This is a genomic window from Microbacterium sp. KSW4-4, assembly GCF_023091185.1.
Taxonomy (GTDB): Bacteria; Actinomycetota; Actinomycetes; order Actinomycetales; family Microbacteriaceae; genus Microbacterium; species Microbacterium paraoxydans.
This window is the reverse complement of sequence record NZ_JAHWXJ010000001.1, coordinates 545850-569706: the sequence shown is the minus strand read 5'-3', so window position 1 is coordinate 569706 and position 23857 is coordinate 545850. Positions and strand designations below refer to the sequence as shown.

General features: G+C 70.1%; 24 protein-coding genes. 8 read left to right on the top strand and 16 right to left on the bottom strand.

Features of this window, described 5'->3' with window-relative positions:
- Positions 1-123 precede the first annotated feature (123 nt).
- A complete protein-coding gene (locus KZC57_RS02875; protein WP_247641000.1) occupies positions 124-3276 on the top strand; it encodes an InlB B-repeat-containing protein in 3153 nt (1050 codons plus the stop codon).
- A 15-nt stretch (positions 3277-3291) separates the two neighbouring features.
- Here the strand turns inward: KZC57_RS02875 and KZC57_RS02870 are convergent, their stop codons facing one another.
- The 4 genes from KZC57_RS02870 to KZC57_RS02855 are packed head-to-tail and all read right to left on the bottom strand — an operon-like array spanning position 3292 to position 5174.
- Positions 3292-4101, bottom strand: a complete 810-nt coding sequence (locus KZC57_RS02870; RefSeq protein ID WP_105949931.1) for an SURF1 family protein — start codon at positions 4099-4101, stop codon at positions 3292-3294.
- On the bottom strand, positions 4098-4295 hold the full coding sequence (locus tag KZC57_RS02865) for a hypothetical protein (protein ID WP_060921850.1): 198 nt from the start codon (positions 4293-4295) through the stop codon (positions 4098-4100). The genes KZC57_RS02870 and KZC57_RS02865 overlap by 4 nt, the downstream gene beginning before the upstream one ends.
- Entirely contained in the window at positions 4292-4636 is a 345-nt protein-coding gene (locus KZC57_RS02860; protein ID WP_082750016.1) for a DUF3099 domain-containing protein, read from the bottom strand. Before KZC57_RS02860 ends, KZC57_RS02865 begins: the two co-directional genes overlap by 4 nt.
- 52 nt (positions 4637-4688) lie before the next feature.
- Positions 4689-5174 (bottom strand): DUF4190 domain-containing protein, encoded by a 486-nt coding sequence (locus KZC57_RS02855; protein ID WP_247640999.1) that lies wholly within the window; start codon positions 5172-5174, stop codon positions 4689-4691.
- 140 nt (positions 5175-5314) lie between these two features.
- Between KZC57_RS02855 and KZC57_RS02850 the strand changes: the two genes are divergently transcribed.
- Positions 5315-6025 carry a beta-ketoacyl-ACP reductase gene (locus KZC57_RS02850; RefSeq protein WP_060921849.1) on the top strand — a complete coding sequence of 237 codons (711 nt, stop codon included), beginning with the start codon at positions 5315-5317 and terminating at the stop codon, positions 6023-6025.
- Positions 6026-6040: 15 nt separating this feature from the next.
- Here the strand turns inward: KZC57_RS02850 and KZC57_RS02845 are convergent, their stop codons facing one another.
- The 3 genes from KZC57_RS02845 to KZC57_RS02835 are packed head-to-tail and all read right to left on the bottom strand — an operon-like array spanning position 6041 to position 8701.
- A complete protein-coding gene (locus KZC57_RS02845; RefSeq protein ID WP_247640998.1) occupies positions 6041-6736 on the bottom strand; it encodes an alpha/beta fold hydrolase in 696 nt (231 codons plus the stop codon).
- Between the two features lie 38 nt (positions 6737-6774).
- Entirely contained in the window at positions 6775-7410 is a 636-nt protein-coding gene (gene serB / locus KZC57_RS02840; protein WP_105949930.1) for a phosphoserine phosphatase SerB, read from the bottom strand.
- 49 nt (positions 7411-7459) lie between these two features.
- Complete coding sequence (locus KZC57_RS02835; protein WP_060921847.1) at positions 7460-8701, bottom strand: glucose-1-phosphate adenylyltransferase; 1242 nt, start codon at positions 8699-8701, stop codon at positions 7460-7462.
- 69 nt (positions 8702-8770) lie between these two features.
- Between KZC57_RS02835 and glgA the strand changes: the two genes are divergently transcribed.
- From glgA to KZC57_RS02820, 3 genes are all read left to right on the top strand, one after another.
- Entirely contained in the window at positions 8771-9955 is a 1185-nt protein-coding gene (gene glgA, locus KZC57_RS02830) for a glycogen synthase (protein WP_247640997.1), read from the top strand.
- 17 nt (positions 9956-9972) lie between these two features.
- Positions 9973-10758, top strand: a complete 786-nt coding sequence (locus KZC57_RS02825) for an ABC transporter ATP-binding protein (protein WP_060921845.1) — start codon at positions 9973-9975, stop codon at positions 10756-10758.
- A gap of 167 nt (positions 10759-10925) precedes the next feature.
- Entirely contained in the window at positions 10926-11183 is a 258-nt protein-coding gene (locus KZC57_RS02820; protein ID WP_025103626.1) for a type B 50S ribosomal protein L31, read from the top strand.
- Between the two features lie 69 nt (positions 11184-11252).
- Here the strand turns inward: KZC57_RS02820 and KZC57_RS02815 are convergent, their stop codons facing one another.
- From KZC57_RS02815 to KZC57_RS02805, 3 genes are read right to left on the bottom strand one after another with little or no spacing between them, the layout of a single operon-like run.
- Positions 11253-11537: a hypothetical protein gene (locus KZC57_RS02815; RefSeq protein ID WP_126893090.1), complete on the bottom strand. Its 285-nt coding sequence runs from the start codon at positions 11535-11537 to the stop codon at positions 11253-11255.
- Positions 11538-11590: 53 nt separating this feature from the next.
- Positions 11591-12847: an alpha/beta fold hydrolase gene (locus KZC57_RS02810; protein ID WP_199787643.1), complete on the bottom strand. Its 1257-nt coding sequence runs from the start codon at positions 12845-12847 to the stop codon at positions 11591-11593.
- A complete protein-coding gene (locus KZC57_RS02805; RefSeq protein WP_105949926.1) occupies positions 12844-14847 on the bottom strand; it encodes a DUF262 domain-containing protein in 2004 nt (667 codons plus the stop codon). The genes KZC57_RS02810 and KZC57_RS02805 overlap by 4 nt, the downstream gene beginning before the upstream one ends.
- A 176-nt stretch (positions 14848-15023) precedes the next feature.
- On the opposite strand from KZC57_RS02805, the gene KZC57_RS02800 reads away from it, so the two are divergent.
- Positions 15024-15797, top strand: coding sequence for a hypothetical protein (locus KZC57_RS02800; protein ID WP_025103622.1), 774 nt, complete (start codon positions 15024-15026; stop codon positions 15795-15797).
- Positions 15798-16081: 284 nt separating this feature from the next.
- Complete coding sequence (locus KZC57_RS02795) at positions 16082-16585, top strand: DUF3145 domain-containing protein (protein ID WP_025103621.1); 504 nt, start codon at positions 16082-16084, stop codon at positions 16583-16585.
- Positions 16586-16724: 139 nt separating this feature from the next.
- Here the strand turns inward: KZC57_RS02795 and KZC57_RS02790 are convergent, their stop codons facing one another.
- The gene (locus KZC57_RS02790; RefSeq protein ID WP_247640996.1) at positions 16725-18128 is read right to left on the bottom strand and encodes a PLP-dependent aminotransferase family protein; all 1404 of its coding nucleotides are present in this window, start codon (positions 18126-18128) and stop codon (positions 16725-16727) included.
- 95 nt (positions 18129-18223) lie between these two features.
- Between KZC57_RS02790 and KZC57_RS02785 the strand changes: the two genes are divergently transcribed.
- Entirely contained in the window at positions 18224-18901 is a 678-nt protein-coding gene (locus KZC57_RS02785; RefSeq protein ID WP_247640995.1) for a YitT family protein, read from the top strand.
- A gap of 86 nt (positions 18902-18987) precedes the next feature.
- Here the strand turns inward: KZC57_RS02785 and KZC57_RS02780 are convergent, their stop codons facing one another.
- The 5 genes from KZC57_RS02780 to KZC57_RS02760 all read right to left on the bottom strand — a co-directional run bounded on the left by KZC57_RS02780 (position 18988) and on the right by KZC57_RS02760 (position 23854).
- Positions 18988-20226 carry a beta-ketoacyl synthase gene (locus KZC57_RS02780; protein WP_060921840.1) on the bottom strand — a complete coding sequence of 413 codons (1239 nt, stop codon included), beginning with the start codon at positions 20224-20226 and terminating at the stop codon, positions 18988-18990.
- A 97-nt stretch (positions 20227-20323) separates the two neighbouring features.
- A complete protein-coding gene (locus KZC57_RS02775; RefSeq protein ID WP_017202249.1) occupies positions 20324-20572 on the bottom strand; it encodes an acyl carrier protein in 249 nt (82 codons plus the stop codon).
- Between the two features lie 69 nt (positions 20573-20641).
- Positions 20642-21643 carry a beta-ketoacyl-ACP synthase III gene (locus tag KZC57_RS02770; protein WP_085607669.1) on the bottom strand — a complete coding sequence of 334 codons (1002 nt, stop codon included), beginning with the start codon at positions 21641-21643 and terminating at the stop codon, positions 20642-20644.
- Complete coding sequence (locus KZC57_RS02765; protein WP_247640994.1) at positions 21640-22560, bottom strand: ACP S-malonyltransferase; 921 nt, start codon at positions 22558-22560, stop codon at positions 21640-21642. Before KZC57_RS02765 ends, KZC57_RS02770 begins: the two co-directional genes overlap by 4 nt.
- Positions 22561-22657: 97 nt before the next feature.
- Positions 22658-23854, bottom strand: coding sequence for a CdaR family transcriptional regulator (locus KZC57_RS02760; RefSeq protein WP_025103615.1), 1197 nt, complete (start codon positions 23852-23854; stop codon positions 22658-22660).
- Positions 23855-23857: the final 3 nt, after the last annotated feature.

The following is a 23857-nucleotide window of genomic DNA, read 5'->3' as shown; positions in this document are numbered from 1 at the left end:
TGAGCTCGGCAGGGCGGGCGGAGGGGAGGGAGGGGAGGGTGAGACCCGGGGTGAGAGGGGGTGGAACGGAGAGTGGCGGGGTGGCACACTGTAGCGATCTGCTCGCCGGAGGGGGACGACCACATGCGCAGGGCACGACGTCGGACTCTCGTCGCCGCGCTTGCGCTGGTCCTCGGAGTCGCCGGAGCGGTGGCCACCGCGGCTCCGGCTCTCGCGGCCGCTCCCGTCGGCGGACCGACGACGCCGGGCATCTGGGGGTATCACACCGTCACGTTCGAGTCTCTCGGCAGCACCGTCGCACAGGTCGCCGTCGCGGACGGAGGGCTGGCGCCGCGGCAGCCGGCACCGACGTCCGCGGAGGGACCGTTCGACGGCTGGGTCACGGGACCCGCCGGTGCCGAGGAGCCCTTCCGGTTCGAGAGCACGGTCATCACGACGGACCTCGTCGTCCGAGCCACCTTCGCGGACACGCGGGTCGTGCAGTTCCTCGCCGGTCCCGCGGGGCAGGACGCGGAACGCATCATCGACGCCGATGAAGTGCGGGACGGCGAGCCCTTGGGCGAGATCGCTCCCGATGTCGCCGAGGTGCCGGACGGAAAGGTCTTCACGGGGGAGTGGTACCGCGAGGACGACCCGACCCGGAGCCCGTACGACTTCGCGACCCCGGTCACCGGGAACTTCCGGCTGGTGCCGATCCTCGTCTCCGGTTTCGCGGTGTCCTTCGTGACGGACGGTACCGCGGTGACCCCGGAGTTCGTCGTCGAGCCCGACACGGCCTTCACCGCAGCGGATCTCGCGGCTGTCCCACCCCCGACCCGCACGGGCTACACGTTCACGCAGTGGTGGGCGGATGCCGCGCGATCGCAGCCCGTCGACCTCCCGCTGACGGACACCACCACGCTCTACGCGGGGTGGCAGGGGCAGGACGTCGAGTACCACGTGAGCTATTGGCTGGAGAAGCCGAACGTCGTTCCCGAGTCCTACCCGTCCCCGGTGTTCACCGCGGCGGGCGCCGCACCCCCGGCGTGGACCGACGACGACGGGAGGCTCAGCGACGCCCAGTTGGCGGATCCGGCGAACTTCCTCTTCCTCGATGACATCGCCTCCTCGGCGACCGCGGGTTCCACCGTCGGGGGCCCGACCGCGAAGGACGACCTCCCGACGCTCATCAAGGAGCTCGTGCGCGCGCAGCTCGACCCCGCCGTCGTGCAGTCCGATCCGCTCACCTTCGCCGACCTGGCGGTGAGTCAACAGGACGTCACGGTGCAGGGCGACGGGTCGACGGTGGTGAACGTCTATCTGACGCGGGCGCTGTGGCGCACGGACTTCCGGCTCATCGCCCCGGGGAGCTCGGCCAATGTCCCCGCCGCGTGCGCCGCCGCGGGCACCTACGACATCACCATGGATGTCGGCGGCAACACCTACTTCGCGTCGACCGTGTCCGGTGGCGCGCAGCTGCTCGGCACGTTCTCGGTGCGCGAGAAGATCGGTTTCGACATGCAGGCCGCGGGCGTGGCACCGGTGCCGTTGTCGCAGACCGACGGGTCCGGGATGATCACCGTCTACGACGCCGGGACGGAGAATCAGAGCTGCGTCCTCCGCGGTTGGGGACCCCAGCAGTTCACGCCGCTGATCTTCACCGCGGTCTACACCGGTGCGGGTGCGGATGCCGGGTCCGTCGATCTCGCCGGACGCACCACGACCATGACCGGCAAGATGGCGGCCGCGTCCACGCAGAACCTCACGCAGCGGTTCGAGTACGCCGAGGCTCTCGACCAGGGTCAGTCGGCGCCGGATGTCGTCCTCGCGCCGGACGGCACCCCGAACGACCCGCTGCGGGTGGAGACGCTGTACGCCAACAACAAGACCGCCGTGCGCGCCGCCGTCCCCGCCGGTCACCAGGTCTTCGAGCAGTACCGGAGCGCCTGGTACTGGGCGTCGACCGGCGATCGGCAGGTGGCGAGCGTCATCGACGGGTTCACGTCGTACGTCGGGTACGGCACCGGAACGAACACCCAGGGCAACTACTTCCAGCTGGACCAGCCGTCCGGACGGCTCTATCAGCTCAACAACAGCGGGAACGTCAACGACAGATACCGGTACCAGTTCTACAGCCGCAACACGTATGCGCTCAGCTTCGTGACGGGTGGCGGCACAGCGATCCCCGCCGTCACGGGCATCCCCTTCGAGACCTCGCTCGAGGCGTCGGCGCCTGCCGACCCCACCCGGGGTCGCGATGTCTTCCTCGGCTGGTACACCGACTCCCAGTTCAACGTGCCGTTCACGTTCGACGGAGCGACGATGCCGGCCAGCAACCTGGTGCTCTACGCGCGGTGGCTGACGGATCCGCACACGGTCCGGTTCTACGACCATCCCTCCAGCCCGGAGCCCATCGACGAGCTGACGCAGACGGTCGAGGACCAGGGGATGGCGACCACTCCGGATCCGTTGCCCCCGGTACCGGACGGCCAGACGTTCCTCGGCTGGTACCAGCGGACGACAGCAGGCTTCTTCGTGCCGTATGACTTCGACACGCCGGTCGGCGCCGACCTCGAGCTCTACGCCCGGTGGCAGCAGCCGGAGGCCGCTCCCTTCACCCTCCACTACGACGGGGACGGCAACACCGGCGGCACCGTGCCGACGGATCCGCTCGGCTACGACGCCGGATCGAGCGCGATCGTCGTGGACGGAGCGGGACTGACCCGGGGTGACGAGGTCTTCGTCGGCTGGCGCATCGCGACGATCGCGGCGGCGCGCATCATCACGAGCCCCGTGGCGGCTGACGGACTCTTCCGGGCGGGACACACGGTGCGCTTCGCAGGACGAGACATCACGCTCACCGCCGTGTACTCCGATCCGTCTCCCTCGTTCGCCGTGACCTTCCAGGAGAACGGCGGGGCCGACGGCACCGTCACCTGGGATGGGCCTCCGGAGGCGTCCATCACGTATCCCGGAGCATTCGACCTGCTCTTCCGAGGTCCCGGGACCACGTTCCTCGGGTGGTCGGCGTCCGCGGACGCGACGGTCGCCGATCCCGCGTTCGACCGGCTCAGCATCTCGACGCTCACCGCCGACCTCGTCCTCTACGCCGTCTGGGAGGACGCCCCCGTGCCGCCGACGCCCACTCCGCCCTCGAACGGCTCCGGAGCGGACCCTGGCGGCGGCCGTCTTCCCCGCACCGGTGGGGACCCGTGGGGCACGTTGCTGCTCGGGACCCTCCTGTTCGCCACGGGGCTCGTGGCGATGACGGCACGGCGCCGACGGGGTCGGGGCTGACGATCCCCGGCCCGCTCAGCGGGCGTCGAGCAGTTCGTCCTCGGCGTCCGCGTCGCGGTCGCGGCGTTTCGGCGCCTTCACCGGTGCCGGCTTCCCCTCGACCTCTTCGCGGTGCTTCACGATCTCCGTGCGGATGATGTATCCGATGAAGATGAAGCCCATGATGGCGAACAGGATCCACTGGATCGCATAGGACAGGTGCGGACCCGGGTCGTCGGTGGGGGACTCGAAGCCACCCAGTGCCGTGTCGGCGGCGGGCTGCTCCTCGACCAGGCGTCCGTAGGTGCCGGTGATCACGTCGTCCCCGACGAGGTCGGCGATGGACGGGAGGTGGATCGTGGGCACCTGGCCCTCCGGAGCCCCGCGTCCGGACCCGGGAAGCGGCTCGCCGGGACGCAGGCGGACGGTCACCGTGACCTCGCCGGACGGCGGCGACGGAACGGCGTCCGGGAGCTGCCCCTCGCCCGGGGGCACCCAGCCGCGGTCGACGATGAGCACACGGCCGTCCGCGTCACGGAAAGGGACCAGCACCTCGAACGCGCTCGTTCCGCCGTGGGGACGGTTGCGGACCAGAAGCTGCTCGTCGGCGAGGTACTCGCCCTGCAGCGTGACGGGGCGCCATTCGTCTGCGGGGTCGAGCTCGTCGTCGGCGACCACGTCGGCGAGGGGGACGGCCGGTGCGTCGTAGTTCTGCTCCACGAGCGCGATCTGCTCGGCCCTGGACTCGTTACGCTCGAACTGCCAGTTCGACAGGAAGACGCAGGCGATCGCAAAGCCGATGGCGATGAGGACGTACACGCCCCAGCGGGTCAGGCGGTTGCTCATGAGGAGGGCACCCCGTCTCGAACCGTCACCGGGAAGTCCCGCGCGGCCAGGTAGTCGTGGAGGAAGCCGACGTGCTCATCGCACGCCAGCCAGATCTTCTCGCGGTCGGCGGCGTGGATGCGCGGGTTGCGCCAGACGACCTGCTTCGTGGCCGCGCTCCGGCATCCGGCGCGCGAGCAGATGAGCTCGCTCATCGGTCCGTGCGGCCTTCGCGGATGGTGATGACGTCGGGGGCGGTCTCCGGAGCGAGCGACGGTGCGGGCGGCGCGTCGATCTCGCGCAGCGGCGACTCGGCGGCGGTCTCCGTGCTGTCGCTGCCCGCGTTGGCGAAGACGACCGCGATGTACGGGAGGACAGCGGCGGCCAGCGCGAAGACCCATGTCCACCAGCCGAAGGGCTGCACGAAGAACATCAGCCCGAAGCAGACGATGCGGATCGTCATCGTGAGGGCGTACCGGCGCACACGGTGGTCACCCTCATCCCGCGGGGACTGCGGCAGTGAGGTGACGGCCGGGACTCGACGTGCGCTCTTCACGATGGTTCCAGCCTACGCCGCCGTGGCGACATCGGCATGCCCGGGCGAGGCGTCAGCTCGCGAAGACGAACGGCAGGGTGAAGGCGCCGAAGACGACGAGGCCGATGATCGTCGACACGATGGTGAAGACCAGCACGCCGATCATGACGTAGCCGAGGATGAGCCCGGCGATCGCCATGCCGCGGCCTCCGAGACCGGGGGTGCGACGGATCTGCCCGAGCGCCATGTGACCGGTGATCACGGCCGCGATCGAGGCGAGCATCGGCACGATCGCCCAGAACAGCACGACACCGGCGATGCCGCAGACGAGGGAGGTGATCGCGAGGCCGCTGATCGGGCGGGCAGGCGCAGCCCCATACGGCTGCGGGGCCGCGTACTGCTGAGGGGCCGAATACTGCTGAGGGGCCGAATACTGCTGCGGCGCGGCATGCGCCGGGGGAGTCTGCGGGAATCCCGGGTACGCAGGCGAGGAGCCGGGGGCCGATGGGAGGGCCGGGGGCTGCTCACCCGACGGACCGGAGATACGGGGATCGCTCACTCTGATGCCTTTCGTCGCCCTCAGAGTCCCAGCCCGCCCCTCGTCTGTCAAACGGCCGTCGTGAAGGCGGCACAGCAACGTCGCTAGGATCGATCACGGTTCGGATTCCCGGCCCTCGACCCCAGACCCAGGAGTGTCCCATGAGCGCGGAGCGCGTCGTCCTCGTCACCGGAGGCAATCGCGGCATCGGCCGCGCCATCGCCGAGCGCTTCGTGCGGGAGGGCTACCGGGTGGCGGTGACCGCTCGCAGCGGCGAGGGTCCGGAGGGCACCCTGACGGTGCGCGCCGACGTCACGGACGCCGCCGCTCTCGACGCGGCCTTCACCGAGGTGGAGCAGCAGCTCGGCCCGGTGGAGATCGTCGTCGCCAACGCGGGCATCACCAAGGACACCCTGCTCATGCGCATGAGCGAGGACGACTTCGACAGCGTCGTGGCGACGAACCTCGGCGGCACGTTCCGCGTCGTCAAGCGGGCCTCGAAGGGGATGCTGCGAGCGCGGTTCGGACGGGTCATCCTCATCTCCAGCGTCGTGGGCCTCTACGGCTCCGCGGGGCAGACGAACTACGCCGCCTCGAAGAGCGCGCTGGTCGGTTTCGCCCGCTCGCTCACGCGCGAGCTCGGCGGACGCGGCATCACCGCCAACGTGGTGGCACCCGGCTTCATCGAGACCGACATGACCGCGGAACTCCCCGAGGAGACGCAGAAGCAGTACAAGGCGAACATCCCCGCCGGACGTTTCGCGACGCCGGATGAGGTCGCAGGCGTCGTGACCTGGCTGGCGAGCGACGACGCCGGCTACATCTCGGGCGCCGTCATCCCGGTCGACGGCGGTCTCGGCATGGGGCACTGAGCCCGGCTCTCCCCGTCAGCGATCGATCGCGCGCACGAGGAGCTCGGCGAAACGCTCGGGCGCCGAGAACTGGGGCCAGTGCGCGGAGCCGATCCGGACGACCTCGGCGTCGTCGATCGCCCCGTACTCCTCCGCGTACGGACCCCACTGGATGATCACGGCATCGAAGGCGTCCTGATCCAGCCCTCCCATCAGCAGGGTGACCGGGATGCGGAACCGCGCCGGGTCGCTCAGAGCGAGCTCGTCCGTCGGCACCCGCGCGGGCACGCTGTGAGTGAGCGGGACGGTCCTCGTGCGGGTCTCGTCGTCCAGATCGTGCACGTCCTCGTCCGGGAAGAAGCCCCAGCCCGGGAACGGGACGACGCCGTCCTGCACCGGGAACTCGCTGATGCCCGAGCCCGGGGGTGGGGGCACGGTGTCGACGAAGACGACCCTGGCCACGCGGTCAGGTCGTGCGTCGGCGACGCCCCAGGCGACATTGCCTCCGCCACTGTGCCCGACGACCACCACATCGCCCTCCGCGGCATCGACGGCGGCGACCGCGGCGGCGACCCAGTCCTCGATACCGATACCCGCCGCTGTCTCCGCAGACGCGTCGAGCCCGGGCATGGTCAGCGGGCGAGGGCGGTGGCCGGCGCGCTCGAGGGCGGGCACGACGTCGTCCCAGCTGGAGGCGTCGAGCCAGAGGCCGGGGATGAGGATGATGTCCATGATCCGACCGTAGACCCGGCCCCGGACATCGGCCAGGGTCAGGGGAGCAGAGGGATGACCGTCCCGAGGTCGATCGGGCCGATGACAAGGCTCGCGGACTCGCGGACGGCGGGCTTGGCGTTGAAGGCGAGGCCCAGGCCGGCGACCGCCATCATCGGGAGGTCGTTGGCGCCGTCGCCGATCGCGATGGTCGCATGCGGCGCCACGCGGAGCTCCTCGGCCCAGGTGCGCAGCCAGAAGGCCTTGGCCGTGCCGTCCACGATGTCACCGTCCACCCGGCCCGTGAGCGCGCCGTCGGCGACCTCGAGGCGGTTCGCGCGCCAGCGGTCCACGCCGAGTCCCGGTGCGACCTCGTCGAGGATCTCGTGGAACCCGCCCGAGACCACGCCGACGACTCCGCCCCGTGCGTGCACGGCGGCGGTGAGGTCGCGGACGCCCGGGGTCGGCTCCACGCGGGCGCGAACGCGGGCGAACGCCTCGACGGGAACGCCCGCGAGAGCAGCGACCCGGGAGCGGAGGCTCGTCGCGAAGTCGATCTCCCCGCGCATCGCGGCTTCGGTGGCCGCCTGCACCTCGGCCCGACGCCCGGCCTCCTCTGCGAGGAGCTCGATCACCTCGTTCCGGATGAGCGTGGAATCGGCATCGAGGACGACGAGGAATCGCGCGGTGGTCACCCCCCGAGCCTAGCGACCCGGGGGACCGGAGCCCGTGCCGCATGACGCGTCAGCGTTCGATGAACACGCCCTTGCCCACGACCGTGATCCCCGACTCCGTGACCGTGAACCCGCGGGCGAGATCGCGTTCACGGTCGACTCCGACCGTCGCGCCGTCGGCGAGGACCACGTTCTTGTCGAGGATCGCGCGGTGCACGCGGGCACCCTGTCCGACGTGCACGTGATCGAACACCACGGAGTCCGTGATGGTCGAGCCGCCGCCGGCCAGGGTCCACGGCCCCACGACGCTGCGTTCGAGGTGCGTGCCGGAGAGCACCGACCCCAGCGAGACGATCGAGTCGATGGCGTTGCCGATCCGCCCCACCGAGTCGCGGACGAACTTCGCCGGCGGGGAGTTGACCGCCTGCGAGTGGATCGGCCACTCCATGTTGTAGAGGTTGAAGATCGGGAGCGTCGAGATCAGGTCCCGGTGCGCGTCGAAGAACGAGTCGATCGTCCCCACGTCGCGCCAGTAGGAGCGGTCGCGCGGCGACGACCCCGGGACCTCGTTCTGCTTCATGTCGTAGTAGCCGGCCTCGCCGCGGTCGACGAAGTACGGGACGATGTCGCCGCCCATGTCGTGGCTCGACGTGGGCAGCTCCCCGTCGGCCTCGACGGCCGCGATCAGGGCGTCGGTGTCGAAGATGTAGTTGCCCATCGAGGCCAGGACCTCGTGCGGGGAGTCCGCGAGACCCGTGGCGTCGGTCGGCTTCTCCAGGAACTGGCGGATCCGCCCGGATTCCGGGTCGGCGTCGATGACCCCGAACTGGGACGCCAGAGCGAGTGGCTGACGGATGCCGGCGACCGTCGCCTTCGCGCCGGACTCGATGTGCGCCTCGAGCATCTGCCGGAAGTCCATCCGATAGACGTGGTCGGCGCCGATCACGACGACGATGTCGGGCTTCTCGTCGTTGATCAGGTTCATGCTCTGCAGGATCGCGTCGGCGGAGCCGGAGAACCAGCGCTTGCCCAGGCGCTGCTGGGCCGGGACCGAGGTCACGTACGAATCGAGCAGGGCCGACATGCGCCAGGTCTGGGAGATGTGCCGGTCGAGGCTGTGCGACTTGTACTGCGTGAGCACGACGATCTGTCTCAGCCCGGAGTTGATGAGGTTCGAGATGGCGAAGTCGATCAGGCGGTACTGGCCGCCGAACGGGACGGCGGGTTTTGCGCGGTCGGCCGTCAGCGGCATGAGTCGCTTGCCCTCGCCGCCAGCGAGGATGATCCCGAAGACCTTCTTTGGAGCGGACATGGGTCCACCATAGATCCCGTTCGGCGCGGGGAACTAGCATCTGGACAACCCGCTCGATAGCGTCTAGGCATGCGAGTCGAGATGATCACCAAGGAGTATCCGCCGGAGATCTACGGAGGCGCGGGTGTGCACGTCGCCGAACTCGTCTCGGCACTGCGTCGGGACATCGATGTGACGGTGCGTGCGTTCGGCGCGCCGCGCGACGAGGAGGGCACCTTCGCCTACCGCGCTCCCGAGAGCCTCTCCGCCGCCAACCCGGCGCTGCAGACGCTCGGAACGGACCTGGAGATCGTGTCGGCCATCGCGGGCGCCGACGTCGTGCACAGCCATACCTGGTACGCGAACTTCGCAGGACACCTCGCCTCCCAGCTCCATGGGATCCCGCACGTGCTCACGGCGCACAGCCTCGAGCCGCTGCGGCCGTGGAAGGCCGAGCAACTCGGGGGCGGCTACGCCGTGTCGAGCGGTATCGAGAAGCTCGCCTACGAGAACGCCGCCGCGGTGATCGCGGTGAGTGCCGGCATGCGCGCGGACATCCTCCGCAGCTATCCGCAGGTCGACCCCGCGCGGGTCCGGGTGATCCACAACGGGATCGATGTGGAGCGCTGGCGTCCGGTCCAGGATCGAGCTTTCCTCTCCTCGATCGGCATGGATCCTGACCGACCCTCGGTGGTCTTCGTCGGACGCATCACGCGGCAGAAGGGTCTGCCCTACCTCCTGCAGGCGGCACGGCTGCTGCCGCCCGAGGTCCAGCTCATCCTCTGCGCCGGTGCTCCGGACACGCCGGAGATCATGGCGGAGGTCCAGGAGGGGGTGCGGCTGCTGCAGCAGACCCGAGAGGGCGTGGTGTGGATCGAGCGGATGCTGCCGCGGGACGAGCTGTCGGCGATCCTGGCCGCAGCGACCACCTTCGTCTGCCCGTCCGTCTACGAGCCGCTCGGGATCGTGAACCTCGAGGCCATGGCCTGCGGAGCGGCCGTCGTGGGAACGGCGACCGGCGGCATCCCCGAGGTCGTCGACGACGGCGTGACGGGCCGGCTGGTCCCCATCGAGCAGGTGCAGGACGGTACGGGCACACCGACCGACCCCGACCGCTTCATCGCCGATCTCGCGGCAGTCCTCACCGAGGTCGCCACGGATCCGGCGCGGGCGCGGGAGTACGGGGAGGCCGGTCGGGAGAGGGCCCGCGCGAAGTTCAGCTGGGTCGCGATCGCCGACGAGACGCGCGCGCTCTACGCAGAGCTGTCCGCCTGAGCCGATAGGCTTTCGGTATGCCGATCGCTCTGGAGTTCACCGACGTCGTCGTGCGCCGAGAGGGGCGCAACATCATCGATCACGTGACCTGGCAGGTCTCGGACGATCAGCGATGGGTGATCCTCGGGCCGAACGGTGCGGGGAAGACGACCCTGCTGCAGCTCGCCGACACGCTGATGCACCCCACCTCGGGCACGGTCACCATCCTCGGCGAGACACTCGGACGCGCCGACGTCTTCGAGATCCGTCCGCGGATCGGGTTCGCGTCGTCCGCCATGGCCAAGCGCATCCCGCGCGACGAGACGGTGCTCAACACCGTCCTGACGGCGGCGTACTCCGTGCTCGGGCGCTGGAACGAGAGCTACGAGGACATCGACGAGCGGCGTGCGCTGCGCGTGCTGGGCGACTGGCGTCTCGCGCACCTCGCCGACCGCACCTTCGGCACGCTGAGCGACGGCGAGCAGAAGCGCGTGCAGATCGCCAGGGCGGTCATGACGGACCCGGAGCTCCTGCTGCTCGACGAGCCGACCGCCTCGCTCGACCTCGGGTCGCGCGAGGAGCTGCTGGCTCTGCTCGGCGGCTATGCGTCGGCGCCGACGACGCCCGCGATGCTCATGGTGACGCATCACGTCGAGGAGATCCCCGTCGGGTTCACGCACGTGCTGCTGATCCGCGACGGTGCCGTGGTCGCCGCGGGCCCGATCGCCGAGACGCTCACCGCGGATGCCCTGGGCGAGACCTTCGGGATGCCGATCGCGCTCAGCAGCGAGGACGGGCGCTACTCCGCCCGCGCCGCCTCCTGACCTCGGTCCCCGTGGGTCACTGAGTTCGGTCCCCGCTGGGTTACTGAGCTCGGTTCCGATGGGTTACTGAGCTTGTCGAAGTACTGGTAGAATCGATCCTTGGTGCGTTCGGCACCACAGACTTCCCTCGTCCCTGGCACAATCCAGGGCAGCAACAAAGGAATCCCATGAAGACTGACATTCACCCCGAGTACAAGGCTGTCGTGTTCCGCGACCTGGGTTCGGGCGAGACCTTCCTCACCCGCTCCACTGTCACGAGCGACAAGACGATCGAGCTGGACGGCGTGGAGTACCCGGTGATCGACGTCGAGATCTCGTCGGCCTCGCACCCCTTCTACACGGGCAAGCAGCGCATCATGGACTCGGCCGGCCGCGTCGAGAAGTTCAACCAGCGCTTCAAGGGCTTCGGCGGCTCCTCCAAGTAAGACCGCCCACGAAGGCCCCGTACTCCTCGGAGTGCGGGGCCTTCGTCATGCGCGGGGTGGGCGAGTCGCTCAGACGTCGATGACGATGCGTCCGCGCTCGATGCGGCCCGGCGGATCTCCGGGGGTCGGCGCCGGGGCCGTGCGCCGGGTCTGCCGGTCTCGCTCCTGGCCGGCCTCGTGCGCGGTGGGGGACCACACCGCGTCGAAGACGCCGACCAGCCCTCCGGACCCGGCCTGCTCGTACTTCTCCTCGACGGGACGACGGGAGAGGGAATGCCGGATGCCCACGAAGAACAGCACCGGCCCCGTGCCGAGCACGAGGACGATCGTGGTCCACCCGAGCAGATGCTCCATGGCCCCAGGATAGATCGCGGAGCGCGGCGGTGACATCCGTCGCGCGGCGGAGGTCAGCGGAGGCGGCGTCCGTGGGCGAGGTCGATCAACCGCTCCAGCACGGGCCCCGTCCGCAGGCCGTTGTGCTCATGCTCGCTCGTCACCCACGGGGTCACACCGGGGAGGAGGCGGGCGGTCTCCAACGAGAACTCCAGGGGCACATACACGTCGTTCACGTACACGGCGGCGGCGCCCGTCGCCCCGGAGGCGGCGAGGGCGGCGGTGTCGTAGATCCGCGGCCAGGGGTGCTCCGCCAGGATGGACGTCACCTCGCGCCAGGGCTGCAGCGCCGGGACGGTGTCGGCCCACTCGCGGCGGATGTGCTCGCCCGTGAAGAGGGTCGGATCGTCGCGGAAGTCCGTCGGCTCGACGCGCTCGGCGGACCACCGCGTGGTGTGCCCGTTCGCATAGCTCGACTCATGGAACGCGTAGTACAGCGGGTTGCGGCCGCCGAAGGGCATGGCGTGCTGGAGGTCGTGCCGGAAGGCGTTGGACGCGGGATCCCGCTCCAGCAAGGACCAGACCGTCTGCCAGCCGTCGTCGGTGCCGAGCGCGGAGCCGACGGAGCGCAGGCGCGAAGGCGACACGACCTCGCCGTCGGGAAGGACGAGCTCACCGGCGTCCGCGAGATCGACCAGGCGTCGCATGACGTCGCGGTGCTCCGGGAAGCGCCGGTAGTACCGCTCGGAGGCCGTGCGCATCTTGTCGAAGCAGAGCGCGTACACCTCGTCCGGATCGCGCTCGACCGTGCTGAGACCGCCGGTGATGAAGACGTCGTCGAGGGAATCCGCGTGGGTGGACAGGTAGGCCAGCGTCGTGAAGCCGCCGAACGACTGACCGAGGACGCTCCAGGTCGATGCCCCCAGATGCTCCCGCAGTGCCTCGCAGTCGCGCACGATGGCATCCGCACGCAGGTGCGTCAGGTGCTCGGCGACGGCTTCGGCGCCCTGCGCGAGGTCGCCGTCGCCGACGGGGGAGGAGAGGCCGGTGCCGCGCTGGTCCAGGAGCACGAGCCGATAGTGCGCGAGGGCCTGATCCAGCCACGCCGGTGCCGTGGAGGCGTGGAAGGGGCGCGGCGCCTCGTGGCCCGGCCCGCCCTGCAGGAAGACCAGATAGGGGAGGGCCTCGCCGCCCTCGCGTGCCACCACGCGGGCGAACACGTCGATCGTGCGCGTATCTGCCGGGTCGTCCCACACGAGGGGGACCGTGAGCGTGTGGTCCTCGAGCACAAGGTCGAGCAGGCGGCGGCGGATGACAGTGGTCATGGTCACATCACATTCCCGATGTAGGAGTACTTCACGAAGACCTCGGCGGCGATGCCGGACTCGTCGAGGACTCCCTGGACGGCCGTCATCATGTAGTTCGAGTCCCAACCCATGTAAAGGAAGTGCGTGTCGTCGAGGTCGTCCCACTGCCCCTTCCACGCCTTGTCGCGGTAGATCGGTCCGCCGTGGGTCGCGCAGTAGGCCAGAGCGGCCTCGGTCGTGTCGGTCCAAGCCCGACGGAACACGCGATTGAACAGGTGCTTGACGTCGTACACCTCCCACCGCTCGCCGCGGTATTCCACGTAGTCGAACTCGCGCTCCCACCCCGCGGGCCAGCCGCGGCGGCGGACGGCGTCGAGGATCGGGGTGAGGCCGTCGTCGTCGATCTCGGGCAGTGCGGGTCGTGCCCACACGCGGACGAGGTCGGCCGTCAGCGCCACCGTGCGTGCGGTGATGGCCGCCGTGCCCCAGGATTCCTGTGCGGCGAGGGCGCGGGTTGCCGGCACCGCGCTGCGGGCGTAGGCCTCATCGCGTTTGGCGGGGAAGGAAGCGCCGAACACCCGCTCCGTCAGCCCCTGCTCCAGGAGCGTGAGGTTGCCGAGGGTGGGTGCGAGGGCACGGTGGCTGTTCTGCTCGTCCTCGGAGTACTCGCTCCAGGGACGCACGCCGTCGCCGGACCAGGCGTCGCCGGGCACGGCGGGCACGATGTGCTCGACGTCGAAGCCGTCCACGTCGTCGACGCCCTCGAGCCGGCCGAGCACGTAGGCCGGATACGGCAGCTCGCTGTATTTGAGCACGGCGCTGACCCGCTCGTCGGAGGGGGTGATCCGCGCGATGGCACGGGCGAGGGCGTCGTGTCCGTCGCGACGGGCACGACAGAGCCGGGCGATGAGTCGCTCGGCAGGGAGATTCACGAGCGCGCGGCGCAGGAACATCGCCTGCAGCCACTCGAGCGTCTCGATGAGCTGGGCTCGGTCGATCAGCCCGCGCGCGTGATCGCTGTAGGCGCTCATGATCAGCGGGTACGAGGAGCGTCCGAACGTGTTCACGTACCCCAGCTGCCGCGCGATCTCCGGGTCCTGCTCCTTCGTCGGATCGAGGAGGATGCCGTAGATCTCCGCATAGTGCCGCCACGTTTCGGCGTCGGCCTGGAGGTGGGCGACGTCGACGCGCGGGAACGACTGGCGGAAGGCGCTGTACACGCCGTGCTCTCCGTTCGCCGCCACCTCCCGCCCCGTCACGAGTACGAGATAGTGGCGCCAGAACGCGCCGATCGCCTCGCCCGTGTGCTGCTCGATCGGCAGCCAGAACCGGGCTTCCACGTCCAGCTGCTCGGCATGGTTCAGGCCCATGAGGATGTAGTTGTGGATCAGCTCGTGATCCCGCAGCGGCTCGCCGGTGGAGTTCAGGCTCTCGAAGATCTGCTGCGCGTTGGCCTGGGCGCCGAGCGTGATCGAGACGTGCTCCAGTCGCTGCAGCCCCTGCCAGATGAACGGCACCTCGTCGGCATGGATCTGGCTGCGGAAGAATGCGTAGTTGTCGTCGAAGCGCGACTCCCGGTCGAGGTCGTCGCGGCGATCGAGCACGACCGACTCGTAGAGATCGGCCCAGGCGTCGTGCGGACGGAGCTTCGTGCGCTCGGGATCGTCGGGGCGGACCAGCACGCGGGCCAGGTCGGCGGCGAGCTCCGGATCGCGGTCGCGCACCGAGTGATGCAGCGCGGCGACGAGGAGCATGAGCGTGGTGAGGCGCTGCTGCCCGTCGATGAGGATGAGGTCGGCGTCCGGACCGGAGCCGTCCTCGGCGGAGAGGATCGATCCGATGAAGTGGCGATGCGCGTCGTCTTCGGCGGCCACCGCCCTGACGTCGGAGAGGAGCCGCTCGCAGCCGCCGATGTCCCAGCGGTACTGCCGCTGGTAGACGGGGACGACGATCGTCGTGCGTCCCGCCGCGAGCCATTCGATCGTGTTGACTGCCGTCGCCTCGACGTTGGTCGCGGTGCTCATGCTGGTGTCTCGTCCTCCCGTAGCGACAGGCGCCACGGACGCGCCGGGTGCCCCGCCCAGTCTATTCGCTTATCCACGGCGACCCTCCGGGGGAGGGCCAGGTCCCGCTGTTAGCCTTGCCTTATCAGGGCCTGTTAAAACGTGCTGGCCCCCGATGAAAGGAACATGACTCGATCATGGGATACATCAAGTCCGCAGCGCTGGAGGAGAAGGGCTTCGTCGTCCTCGACAGCTACGACCAGGAGGCCGACCCCAAGGAGTGGCTCGACATCGAGTACGTCGACTGGAAGTCCTCGGGCGACACCCGGTTCGCGCCCCTCGCCAGCGCCTTCGGCGACATCGAGTGCAACGGCTTCTGGAACCACAAGCCGCCGCGCACCGACAAGGACGGCGTCTGGATCGACGAGCAGACCGCCAAGGCCCCGAACCTCACGCGCCGTGCGCAGGAGCCCGGCGCGAACGTCGGCCGCTGCCGCGTCATCGAGCTGCAGCCGACACCGTACGGCGACTGCCTCTACAACCTCCACCAGGACGACAACAACCGCCTGAACCCGGACGGCACCGGCTGGGTCGTGCGCGGGTTCTTCAACCTGACGGACGACAAGGACAGCTACTTCGTCCTGCGTGAGAACCGCACGGACCCCAGCATCGAGTACCGCATCGCCCTCCCGGCCGGTGCGCAGCTCATCGTCGACACCCAGCGTCTGTGGCACGCGGCCACCCACAACGGCACCGACCCGCGCTACTGCCTCATCACCTCGTGGACCTCCGGTCCCGAGCTCGACGCCTACATCGAGAAGTACCACGGCACCGACGACGTCCCGAACGTCGAGGTCCCGCAGGACGTGCTCGAGTTCGGCTACGCCGAGCAGGCCCGCAAGGACGCCGCTCGCGCGGCCTACTACGCGGCGAAGGGCCAGCAGGTCAAGCAGGCCATGAGCGAGGCCTGAGCCTCCCCATACCGGGTCGCTGAGCGTTCCCGTACTGGGTCGCTGAGCGTTCCCGTACTGGGTCGCTGAGCGTTCCCGTACTGGGTCGCTGAGCGTTCCCGTACTGGGTCGCTGAGCTCGTCGAAGCGCCCGAAGGCCCCGGTCCGCGGACCGGGGCCTTCGTCGTCGAATCACATGCTTGTGATTTCGCGGGAACTCGGCGAGAATGGGCGCACAACCGCATACTTTCGCCACTTCGTGGTTCAGGTCGTAGGGGAAGACGCACCTGATGAAACGGAGAGATCATGGCGACGGCTTACGCACGCGGAGTGGTTTTCATCCACTCGGCGCCTCGCGCGCTCTGCCCGCACCTGGAATGGGCGGTGGGTCGCGCTATCGGGCGTGCGGTGAACTTCGACTGGACCGAGCAGCCCGTGCTGACCGGCGCGCGCCGCGCCGAGTTCTATTGGGACGGTCCCGTCGGTACCGGTGCTGCCCTCGCGACCGCGATCCGGGGCTGGGAGCACCTCCGGTTCGAGGTGACCGAGGATCCCACGCCGCGCAGTGACGGCGGTCGGTGGCTGCACACGCCCGACCTCGGCATCCACTACGCCCAGACCGATGCCGCCGGCAACATCGTCATCGGCGAGGACCGCATCCGCTACGCGATGGAGATCGCCGCGGGCAACGCCGTCGAGCTGCAGCGCGAGCTCGACATCGCCCTGGGCTCCGCCTGGGACGAGGAGCTGGAGCCCTTCCGCCACGCCAGCGACGACGCGCGCGTCGTCTGGCTCCACAAGGTCGGCTGACCGACCGGCGATACCGGGAGCGCGGAGGCGTGAGTATCGGATGCCGGTGAGTGATCCCGGAGGCTGAGAAGACGAATCCCCGCTCCGCTCGACGAAGACCCCGCCCCGGCAGACTGGGCGGGGTCTTCGTCTGCGCAGATCAGATCACGGCCGCGTGCGCGAGGTCGTCGACGGTGTTCACACCACCGCCGCGCACGTCCGCCCAGGCCTGCGCCAGGCGCGTCATCGCCTCCGCCGCGCGCTCGGGCGGGAGCGTGATCGGGACCCGGAGTCGCCGCTCCAACACCCCGCCGGTCGTGAAGCGCGGCCCGGGTGGCAGGATGAGTCCCCGTTCGCGTGCGGCGAGCGAGAGGGTCGTCGACAGGGGAGCGCCGAGATCGATCCAGGCGGAGAGCCCGCCGGGTGTCTCCGGCATCCGCATCCCCGGGATCCCGGCGATTCCCGTGGCCACGGCTTCCCGCCCGGCAGTGAGACGTCGCCGGACGTGCTGGCTCAGTGCCGAGACGTCGTCGAGCAACTCCACGGCGATGCACTGCTCGAGGAGGGCGGTGCCGAGCTCGAACGAGGGACGGACGGCCAGGAGCCGGGCGATGACCGAGCGCTCGGCGCGGATCCAGCCGATGCGCATGCCTCCCCACGCGATCTTCGACATCGATCCCACCGTGATCACGTTCGGGCCATCGGCCGCCATCGGCGCCGGTGCCCATCCTCGGTCGATGTCGAGCTCTGCCGTCGTCTCGTCGACGATCAGGTGCGTGCCGGTGTTGCGGGCCGTCGTCGCGATCCGAGACCGCTCCTCCTGCGGCAGCGTCGCTCCGGTGGGGTTGTGGAAGTCGGGGATGAGGTACGCGACGTGCGGGCGTGCCGTCAGCAGGGTGTCGGTGAGGTGCCGGGTGTCCCAGCCGTCGGTGTCGACCGGCGTCGGGAGCAGCCGGTAGCCGTGCCGGTGCAGAGCCTCGAGCGCGTGCGGGAAGGTCGGCTGCTCCACGAGGGCGCGTTCGCCCCGGCGGCCGATCGCCGTGAGGATGAGGTTGACGGCGTTGAGGGCGCCGGAGGTGATCATGATCTCGTCGGCCGAGGTCGCCGCGCCACGTTCGGTGAACCGGCGGGCCACGGCTTCTCGGAGCTCGGGAAGGCCCTGCAGCGAGTAGCCGCTCGTGCCCCGCAGCGCCGCCAGCCGGGGGAGGGACCGCACGGTCGCGTCGTACAGGCCCGGTGTGGAATCCATCGAGGCGATCGAGAGGTCGATCGCCTCGTCGTCCCGGTCGGGCGCGGGCGCGGACGGGCCATGCGGCAGAGCCACTCTGGTGCTTCCGCCGTGTCGCCGGTTCACGTAGCCCCCGGCTTCGAGAACGCCGTAGGCGCGGGTGATGGTCGAGCGTGACCGCCGCAGCTCGAGCGCGAGGGCGCGCTCGCTCGGCAACCGCTCGCCGACGGTGAGGCGTCCATCGAGGATGAGGGCCCTGATGCGGTCGGCCAGGCCCGACGCCGAGGCGTCGTCGATGTCCTGCGTACCGAGCTGGGTGACGAGACGGGAGGCCATGCCTCCAGCCTGCCGCAAAGTGGCCTTCCATGTGCAGACCACTTTTCGCTCAGTGGTCGGCCTCGTGACGCCTTCGCACGGGCCACGATGGAGAGATGCTCTTCCGTGCCGTCTTCCTGCCGTTCACCGCGACCAGCCGTCGAGACCTGGTCGAGCGGCTGGTGCAGCTCGTGGGCGGGCTCTTCCTCTACGGCGTCGCCCTAGGCTTCATGGTGCGAGGCGGCATCGGCGTCGCGCCCTGGGACGTGCTCTCGTTGGGTGTCGCGCGCTGGACGGGACTCGGGTACGGAGTCGTCACGGTGCTGATCTCGATCGTCGTCCTGCTGCTGTGGATCCCGCTCCGTCAACGGGTGGGCCTCGGCACCCTGCTCAACGCGCTGCTCATCGGCCCATTCGCCGATCTCACGCTCCTCGTGCTGCCGGCACCGGGGTCAGTCTGGCTGGGGGCGCCCATGTTCGCCTTCGGTCTCGTGCTGCTGGCGTTCGCCACCGGTCTCTACATCGCGGCGGACTTCGGCCCCGGACCGCGCGACGGACTCATGACGGGGCTCGTCCGGGTGACCCGATGGCCGGTCTGGCTGGCGCGGACGGTCATCGAGGGGTCCGTGCTGCTCGTCGGCTTCCTCCTCGGCGGTCCGGTGGGCGTCGGCACCGTGCTGTTCGCGTTCGGCGTCGGCCCGTTGATCGGATGGTTCCTCCCGCGGATCGAGCGCCGCCGTCGGGAGCGTTCGCAGCGCCTTGCCGTCCGGGCGAGCGCGCCCCTGGGTCCCTGAGCCTGTCGAAGGGCCAGAGCGGACCGCGTACGACGAAGGCCCCCGGGATCGGATCCCGGGGGCCTTCGTCGTGAATGCGGAGGCGGTCAGTCGACGCCGCCGAGCACGAGCACCGCGTTGTGTCCGCCGAAGCCGAACGAGTTGCTGATGGCGATCTGCGGGCCGTCGCCGAGCGGAGCCGCCTCTCCGGACAGACGGAACGGCACCTCCGGGTCGGGTTCGGTCATGTTGATCGTCGGCGGGGCTACGCGGTCCCGCAGCGCGAGGAGGGAGAAGATCGCCTCCAGCGCGCCGGTCCCGCCCAGGAGGTGTCCGGTCGACGCCTTGGTCGCCGAAACCGGGATCTCGTCGATCCGGTCGCCGAAGACGTTCTTCAGCGCGACGTACTCGTTGGGGTCGCCGACCGGCGTCGAGGTCGCGTGGGCATTGATGTGCGTCACCTGATCGGGGGTGATGCCGGCCTCCTCGAGTGCCTGGACGACGGCGCGGGCCGCACCCTTGCCCTCGGGGTCGTTGCCGGTGATGTGGTACGCGTCGGCGGTCACTCCACCGCCGAGGACGTAGCCGTAGATCTTCGCGCCGCGGGCCTTGGCGTGCTCCTCGGTCTCGAGGATGAGGGCCGCGGCACCCTCGCCCATCACGAAGCCGTCGCGGTCGATCGCGCCGGGTCGGGAGGCGTGGGCAGGGTCGTCGTTGCGGCGCGACAGCGCCTGCGCGGACGCGAACGCGGCCATCGTGATCGGGTGGATCGCCGACTCGGTGCCGCCGGCGATGACGACGTCGGCCAGCCCCTCCTGCAGGTGGTGGAAGGCGTGGATGATCGACTCGGTGCTGGAGGCGCACGCGCTGACGACGGTCTGTGCGTAGGCGCGGGCCTCGAACTGCAGCGACAGGTTGCCGGCGGCCGCGTTCGGCATCAGCATCGGCACGGTCAGCGGCATGACCCGGCGGGGGCCCTTCTCGCGCAGCGTGTCCCAGGCGTCGAGCAGCGTCCAGAGGCCGCCGATCCCCGTCGCGAAGTCGACGCCGAGGCGCTCGGGAGCGACCTCGGGCGAGCCCGCGTCCGCCCAGGCTTCGCGAGCCGCGATGAGGGCGAACTGCGAAGAGGGGTCGAGACGCTTCGCCTCGTGGCGGGGCAGCACCTCTTCCGGGCGGACGCTCGCGGAGGCGGCGAACGTGACGGGCAGGTCGTACTCCTGCACCCAGTCGTGCTCGATCGTGCGGGCGCCGGAGGCACCGGCGAGAAGGTTGTCCCAGTTCTCCGGGGCCGTCCCGCCGATGGCGGAGGTGGCGCCGATGCCGGTGACGACGATGCGCTTGGTCATGAGGTGTGGTTCCTTGTCGAAACGAGTTCGTGCGGGGGATGGGCAGGGCGGGAGGATGCCACGCCCCGCCAGGGGCGAGGGTGGCATCCTGCCGGGATTACTCCTGGCCCGCGACGATGAAGTTGACGGCGTCGCCGACGGTCTTCAGGTTCTTGACCTCGTCGTCGGGGATGGTGACGCCGAACTTCTCCTCGGCGTTGACGACGATCGTCATCATCGAGATCGAGTCGATGTCGAGGTCGTCCGTGAACGACTTCTCCAGGGCGACCTCGCTGGCGTTGATGCCGGTCTCGTCGGTGATCAGCTCTGCGAGGCCGGCGAGGACCTCATCGTTGGTGAAAGCCATGGTGGTCTTCCTCTTTCTTACGGGTTGTATTCGGAACCGTGGAACAGTCTAGGGAAGGTCGACGCGTCTTCAGGGGAGGACGACGACCTGGGCCGCGAACACGAGGCCGGCGCCGAAGCCGATCTGCAGGGCGAGGCCGCCGGAGAGTTCCGGGTGCTCGGCCATGAGGCGGTGGCTGGCGAGCGGGATCGAGGCGGCAGACGTGTTACCGGTGGTCTCGATGTCGCGGGCGATGACGGTGGTCTCCGGCAGACCGAGCTGCTTGGCGAACTCGTCGATGATGCGCATGTTGGCCTGATGCGGGATGAAGGCGGCGAGGTCGGAGGCCTCGATCCCGGCCTTGTCCAGTGCCTCGCGGGCGACCTTGGCCATCTCCCACACGGCCCAGCGGAAGACCGTCGGGCCCTCCTGACGGAGTGTCGGCCACGGCACCACGCCGTCGCGGAAGTCCGTGAGGGTGCCGTTCATGCCGACGGCGTCGGCCTTGGAACCGTCGCTGCCCCAGACCGCGGGGGCGATGCCCGGCGTGTCGCTCGGGCCGATGAGAGCGGCGCCGGCGCCGTCGCCGAGGAGGAACGAGATGCTGCGGTCGGTCGGGTCGACGACGTCGGAGAGCTTCTCCGTGCCGATCACGAGGGCGTGGCGCGCGGCCCCGGCCTTGATGAGGGCGTCGGCCTGCGCCACGGCGTAGGCGTAGCCCGCGCAGGCCGCGTTGATGTCGTAGGCCGCGGCCGGGTTGGCCCCGACGCGGTCCGCGACGATCGCGGAGACGGACGGCGTCTGCTTCGGGTTGCTGATGGTCGCGACGATCACGAGGTCGACCTGGTCGGCGGGAACCCCCGACTTCTCGATGGCCTCGGCTGCCGCCGCGGTCGCGAGGTCGATGGCGTCCGTCCCCTTGTCGGCCCGGGCGCGCGTGACGATGCCGGTGCGCTGACGGATCCACTCGTCGCTGGAGTCGATCGGCCCGATGAGGTCTTCGTTGGGCACCGCGTTCTCGCCGCGAGCCGCGCCGAACGCGTAGATGCGGGTGTAGGCGGGTCCGGCGATCTGGGCGAGGGAGGCGGTCATGCGGCTTCTCCGTTCAGCAGCGCGACGGCGGCTTCGAGGTCTTCGGGGGTCTTCACGGCGACCGTCGGCACGCCGCGCAGGCCGCGCTTGGCGAGACCGATGAGGGCGCCCGCGGGGGCGAGCTCGATGACGCCGGTCACCCCGGCGTCGGCGAAGGAGGTCATGCAGAGGTCCCACCGGACGGGGGAGGAGACCTGATCGACGAGGTAGTCGAGCGCCGTCGCTCCGTCGGTCACGACCGAGCCGTCGCGGTTGGTCCAGAGCGTGATCTCGGGGTCGGACGGCTGCACGTCGGCGACCGCGTCGCGGAGCGCCGAGACGGCGGTGGCCATGTAGTCGGTGTGGAACGCTCCGGCGACCTGGAGCGGCACCACGCGGGTGCCCTTGACCGGCTCCTCGGCGAGAGCTGCCAGGGCCGGGAGAGGACCGGCGACGACGATCTGCCCGCCGCCGTTGAAGTTCGCCGGCGCGAGGCCGAGCTCGGCGAGGCGGGCGAGGAGCGTCTCCTCATCGCCGCCGAGGACCGCGCTCATCCCCGTCGGGGTCTGGGCGGCGGCATCGGCCATCGCCCGCCCCCGGATGCCGACGAGGCGCATGCCCGTCGCGGCGTCCAGCACGCCGCTGCCGACGAGCGCCGCGATCTCCCCGACGGAGTGCCCGGCGATGCCGTCGGCGCGGCGACCGGCAGCGGCCACGAGGGCGTCACCGGCGACGAGGGAGGCGGCCACGATCAGCGGCTGGGCGACCCGGGTGTCGCGGATGGTGTCCGCGTCCGACTCGGTGCCGTGCGTGCGGAGATCGACCTGCGCGGCCTCGGAGTAGGCGGCGAGACGCTCCTCCACTCCGTCGAGCTCGAGCCAGGGGGCGAGGAATCCGGGGGTCTGCGAGCCCTGTCCAGGGCAGACGACGACAATCACCCACCCAGTCTGCCAACGATCGCGGCAGAACGGTGGATGATCCATCACAAGATTGCGCGGAACCCTTGTGTGTGGCGCACAGAATGCACCGGGTGGGTCAGCGCGGAGGGCGGCGCAGCGGCGGACGGCGGCGTACCTGCTCCGCGGCCCCGATGGAGCCGAGGATGAGCGCCGTCTGCAGGATGAGCGCCTCGCGGGGCCCGGTCGCGTCCCACCCGATGACCTCGCTCACCCGCTTCAGGCGGTAGCGGACGGTGTTCGGATGCACGAAGAGCTCGCGGGCCGTCGCTTCGAGGGAACGGCCGTTGTCGAGATAGCTCCAGAGCGTCGTGACGAGGTCGGTCGAGTGTGCCTGCAGCGGGCGGTAGATGCGCTCGATGAGGGTCTGCTTCGCGAGAGGGTCGCCGGCGAGGGCGCGCTCTGGGAGCAGGTCGTCGGCTTCGACGGGCCGCGGTGCGCTCCGCCAGGCGCGGGCCACCGCGAATCCGGCCAGCGCCGCACGCGCGCTCTGGCTGGCGTCGACGAGGGCAGCGACAGCCGGCCCCAGCACGACGAACCCCGGGCCGAACGACGGCTCCAGACGGGCCGCGATCTCCTGGAACCCGAGCTCCTCGTCCTCGCCCTCCTGACCCTCGACGCGCGCGCGTCCGAGCACGAGCACGAGGCGCGAGCCCTGCACGCCGATCAGGACGTCGACCGCGAGCTTCCGCGCCGTGCGACGCACGAGGTCGACGTCGAACTGCGGAGGCGTGGTGCCCACGAGGACCGCGACCTCTCCGTGGCCGTGCCACCCGAGAGCGGCGATCCGGCTGGGAAGCTCCTCGTCGGCCTCGCCCGTGAGGATCGAGTCGACGACGAGCGCCTCGAGCCGCGCGTCCCAGAGGCCGCGGGCCTCGGCGGCGCGCGCGTAGACGTCGGCGGCGGCGAAGGCCACGTCCCGCGAGTAGAGCAGGATGGCCTCGCGAAGGTGCTCGCCCTTGCCCGCCACCCGTTCCTCGGTCACCTCGACCGTGACGCGGATGAGCTGGAGGGTCTGCTGCAGACTCACGCTCCGCAGCAGCTCACGGGGAGCGGCGGCGAAGATGTCCGCGGCGATCCACGGGGTGGACGTCGGGTCGTCGTACCACTGGATGAACGAGGTGATGCCCGCCTGCGCCACCAGCCCGACCGCGGAGCGGCGGGCCGGTGGCATGTCGGCGTACCAGGGGAGGGTGTCCTCCAGCCGCTTGATCGTCACCGTGGCGATGTCGCCGGAGATCCGGCGCAGCCAGGTGAGCGTGGCGGCCTTGTCCATGCC

Bases quoted from the DNA above. Each gene is read 5' to 3' on its own strand.
- KZC57_RS02875 (WP_247641000.1), top strand. From the start codon at position 124: ATGCGCAGGGCACGACGTCGGACTCTCGTCGCCGCGCTTGCGCTGGTC.
- KZC57_RS02870 (WP_105949931.1), bottom strand. From the start codon at position 4,101: ATGAGCAACCGCCTGACCCGCTGGGGCGTGTACGTCCTCATCGCCATC.
- KZC57_RS02865 (WP_060921850.1), bottom strand. From the start codon at position 4,295: ATGAGCGAGCTCATCTGCTCGCGCGCCGGATGCCGGAGCGCGGCCACG.
- KZC57_RS02850 (WP_060921849.1), top strand. From the start codon at position 5,315: ATGAGCGCGGAGCGCGTCGTCCTCGTCACCGGAGGCAATCGCGGCATC.
- KZC57_RS02845 (WP_247640998.1), bottom strand. From the start codon at position 6,736: ATGGACATCATCCTCATCCCCGGCCTCTGGCTCGACGCCTCCAGCTGG.
- KZC57_RS02835 (WP_060921847.1), bottom strand. From the start codon at position 8,701: ATGTCCGCTCCAAAGAAGGTCTTCGGGATCATCCTCGCTGGCGGCGAG.
- glgA (WP_247640997.1), top strand. From the start codon at position 8,771: ATGCGAGTCGAGATGATCACCAAGGAGTATCCGCCGGAGATCTACGGA.
- KZC57_RS02825 (WP_060921845.1), top strand. From the start codon at position 9,973: ATGCCGATCGCTCTGGAGTTCACCGACGTCGTCGTGCGCCGAGAGGGG.
- KZC57_RS02820 (WP_025103626.1), top strand. From the start codon at position 10,926: ATGAAGACTGACATTCACCCCGAGTACAAGGCTGTCGTGTTCCGCGAC.
- KZC57_RS02815 (WP_126893090.1), bottom strand. From the start codon at position 11,537: ATGGAGCATCTGCTCGGGTGGACCACGATCGTCCTCGTGCTCGGCACG.
- KZC57_RS02805 (WP_105949926.1), bottom strand. From the start codon at position 14,847: ATGAGCACCGCGACCAACGTCGAGGCGACGGCAGTCAACACGATCGAA.
- KZC57_RS02800 (WP_025103622.1), top strand. From the start codon at position 15,024: ATGGGATACATCAAGTCCGCAGCGCTGGAGGAGAAGGGCTTCGTCGTC.
- KZC57_RS02795 (WP_025103621.1), top strand. From the start codon at position 16,082: ATGGCGACGGCTTACGCACGCGGAGTGGTTTTCATCCACTCGGCGCCT.
- KZC57_RS02790 (WP_247640996.1), bottom strand. From the start codon at position 18,128: ATGGCCTCCCGTCTCGTCACCCAGCTCGGTACGCAGGACATCGACGAC.
- KZC57_RS02785 (WP_247640995.1), top strand. From the start codon at position 18,224: ATGCTCTTCCGTGCCGTCTTCCTGCCGTTCACCGCGACCAGCCGTCGA.
- KZC57_RS02780 (WP_060921840.1), bottom strand. From the start codon at position 20,226: ATGACCAAGCGCATCGTCGTCACCGGCATCGGCGCCACCTCCGCCATC.
- KZC57_RS02775 (WP_017202249.1), bottom strand. From the start codon at position 20,572: ATGGCTTTCACCAACGATGAGGTCCTCGCCGGCCTCGCAGAGCTGATC.
- KZC57_RS02770 (WP_085607669.1), bottom strand. From the start codon at position 21,643: ATGACCGCCTCCCTCGCCCAGATCGCCGGACCCGCCTACACCCGCATC.
- KZC57_RS02760 (WP_025103615.1), bottom strand. From the start codon at position 23,854: ATGGACAAGGCCGCCACGCTCACCTGGCTGCGCCGGATCTCCGGCGAC.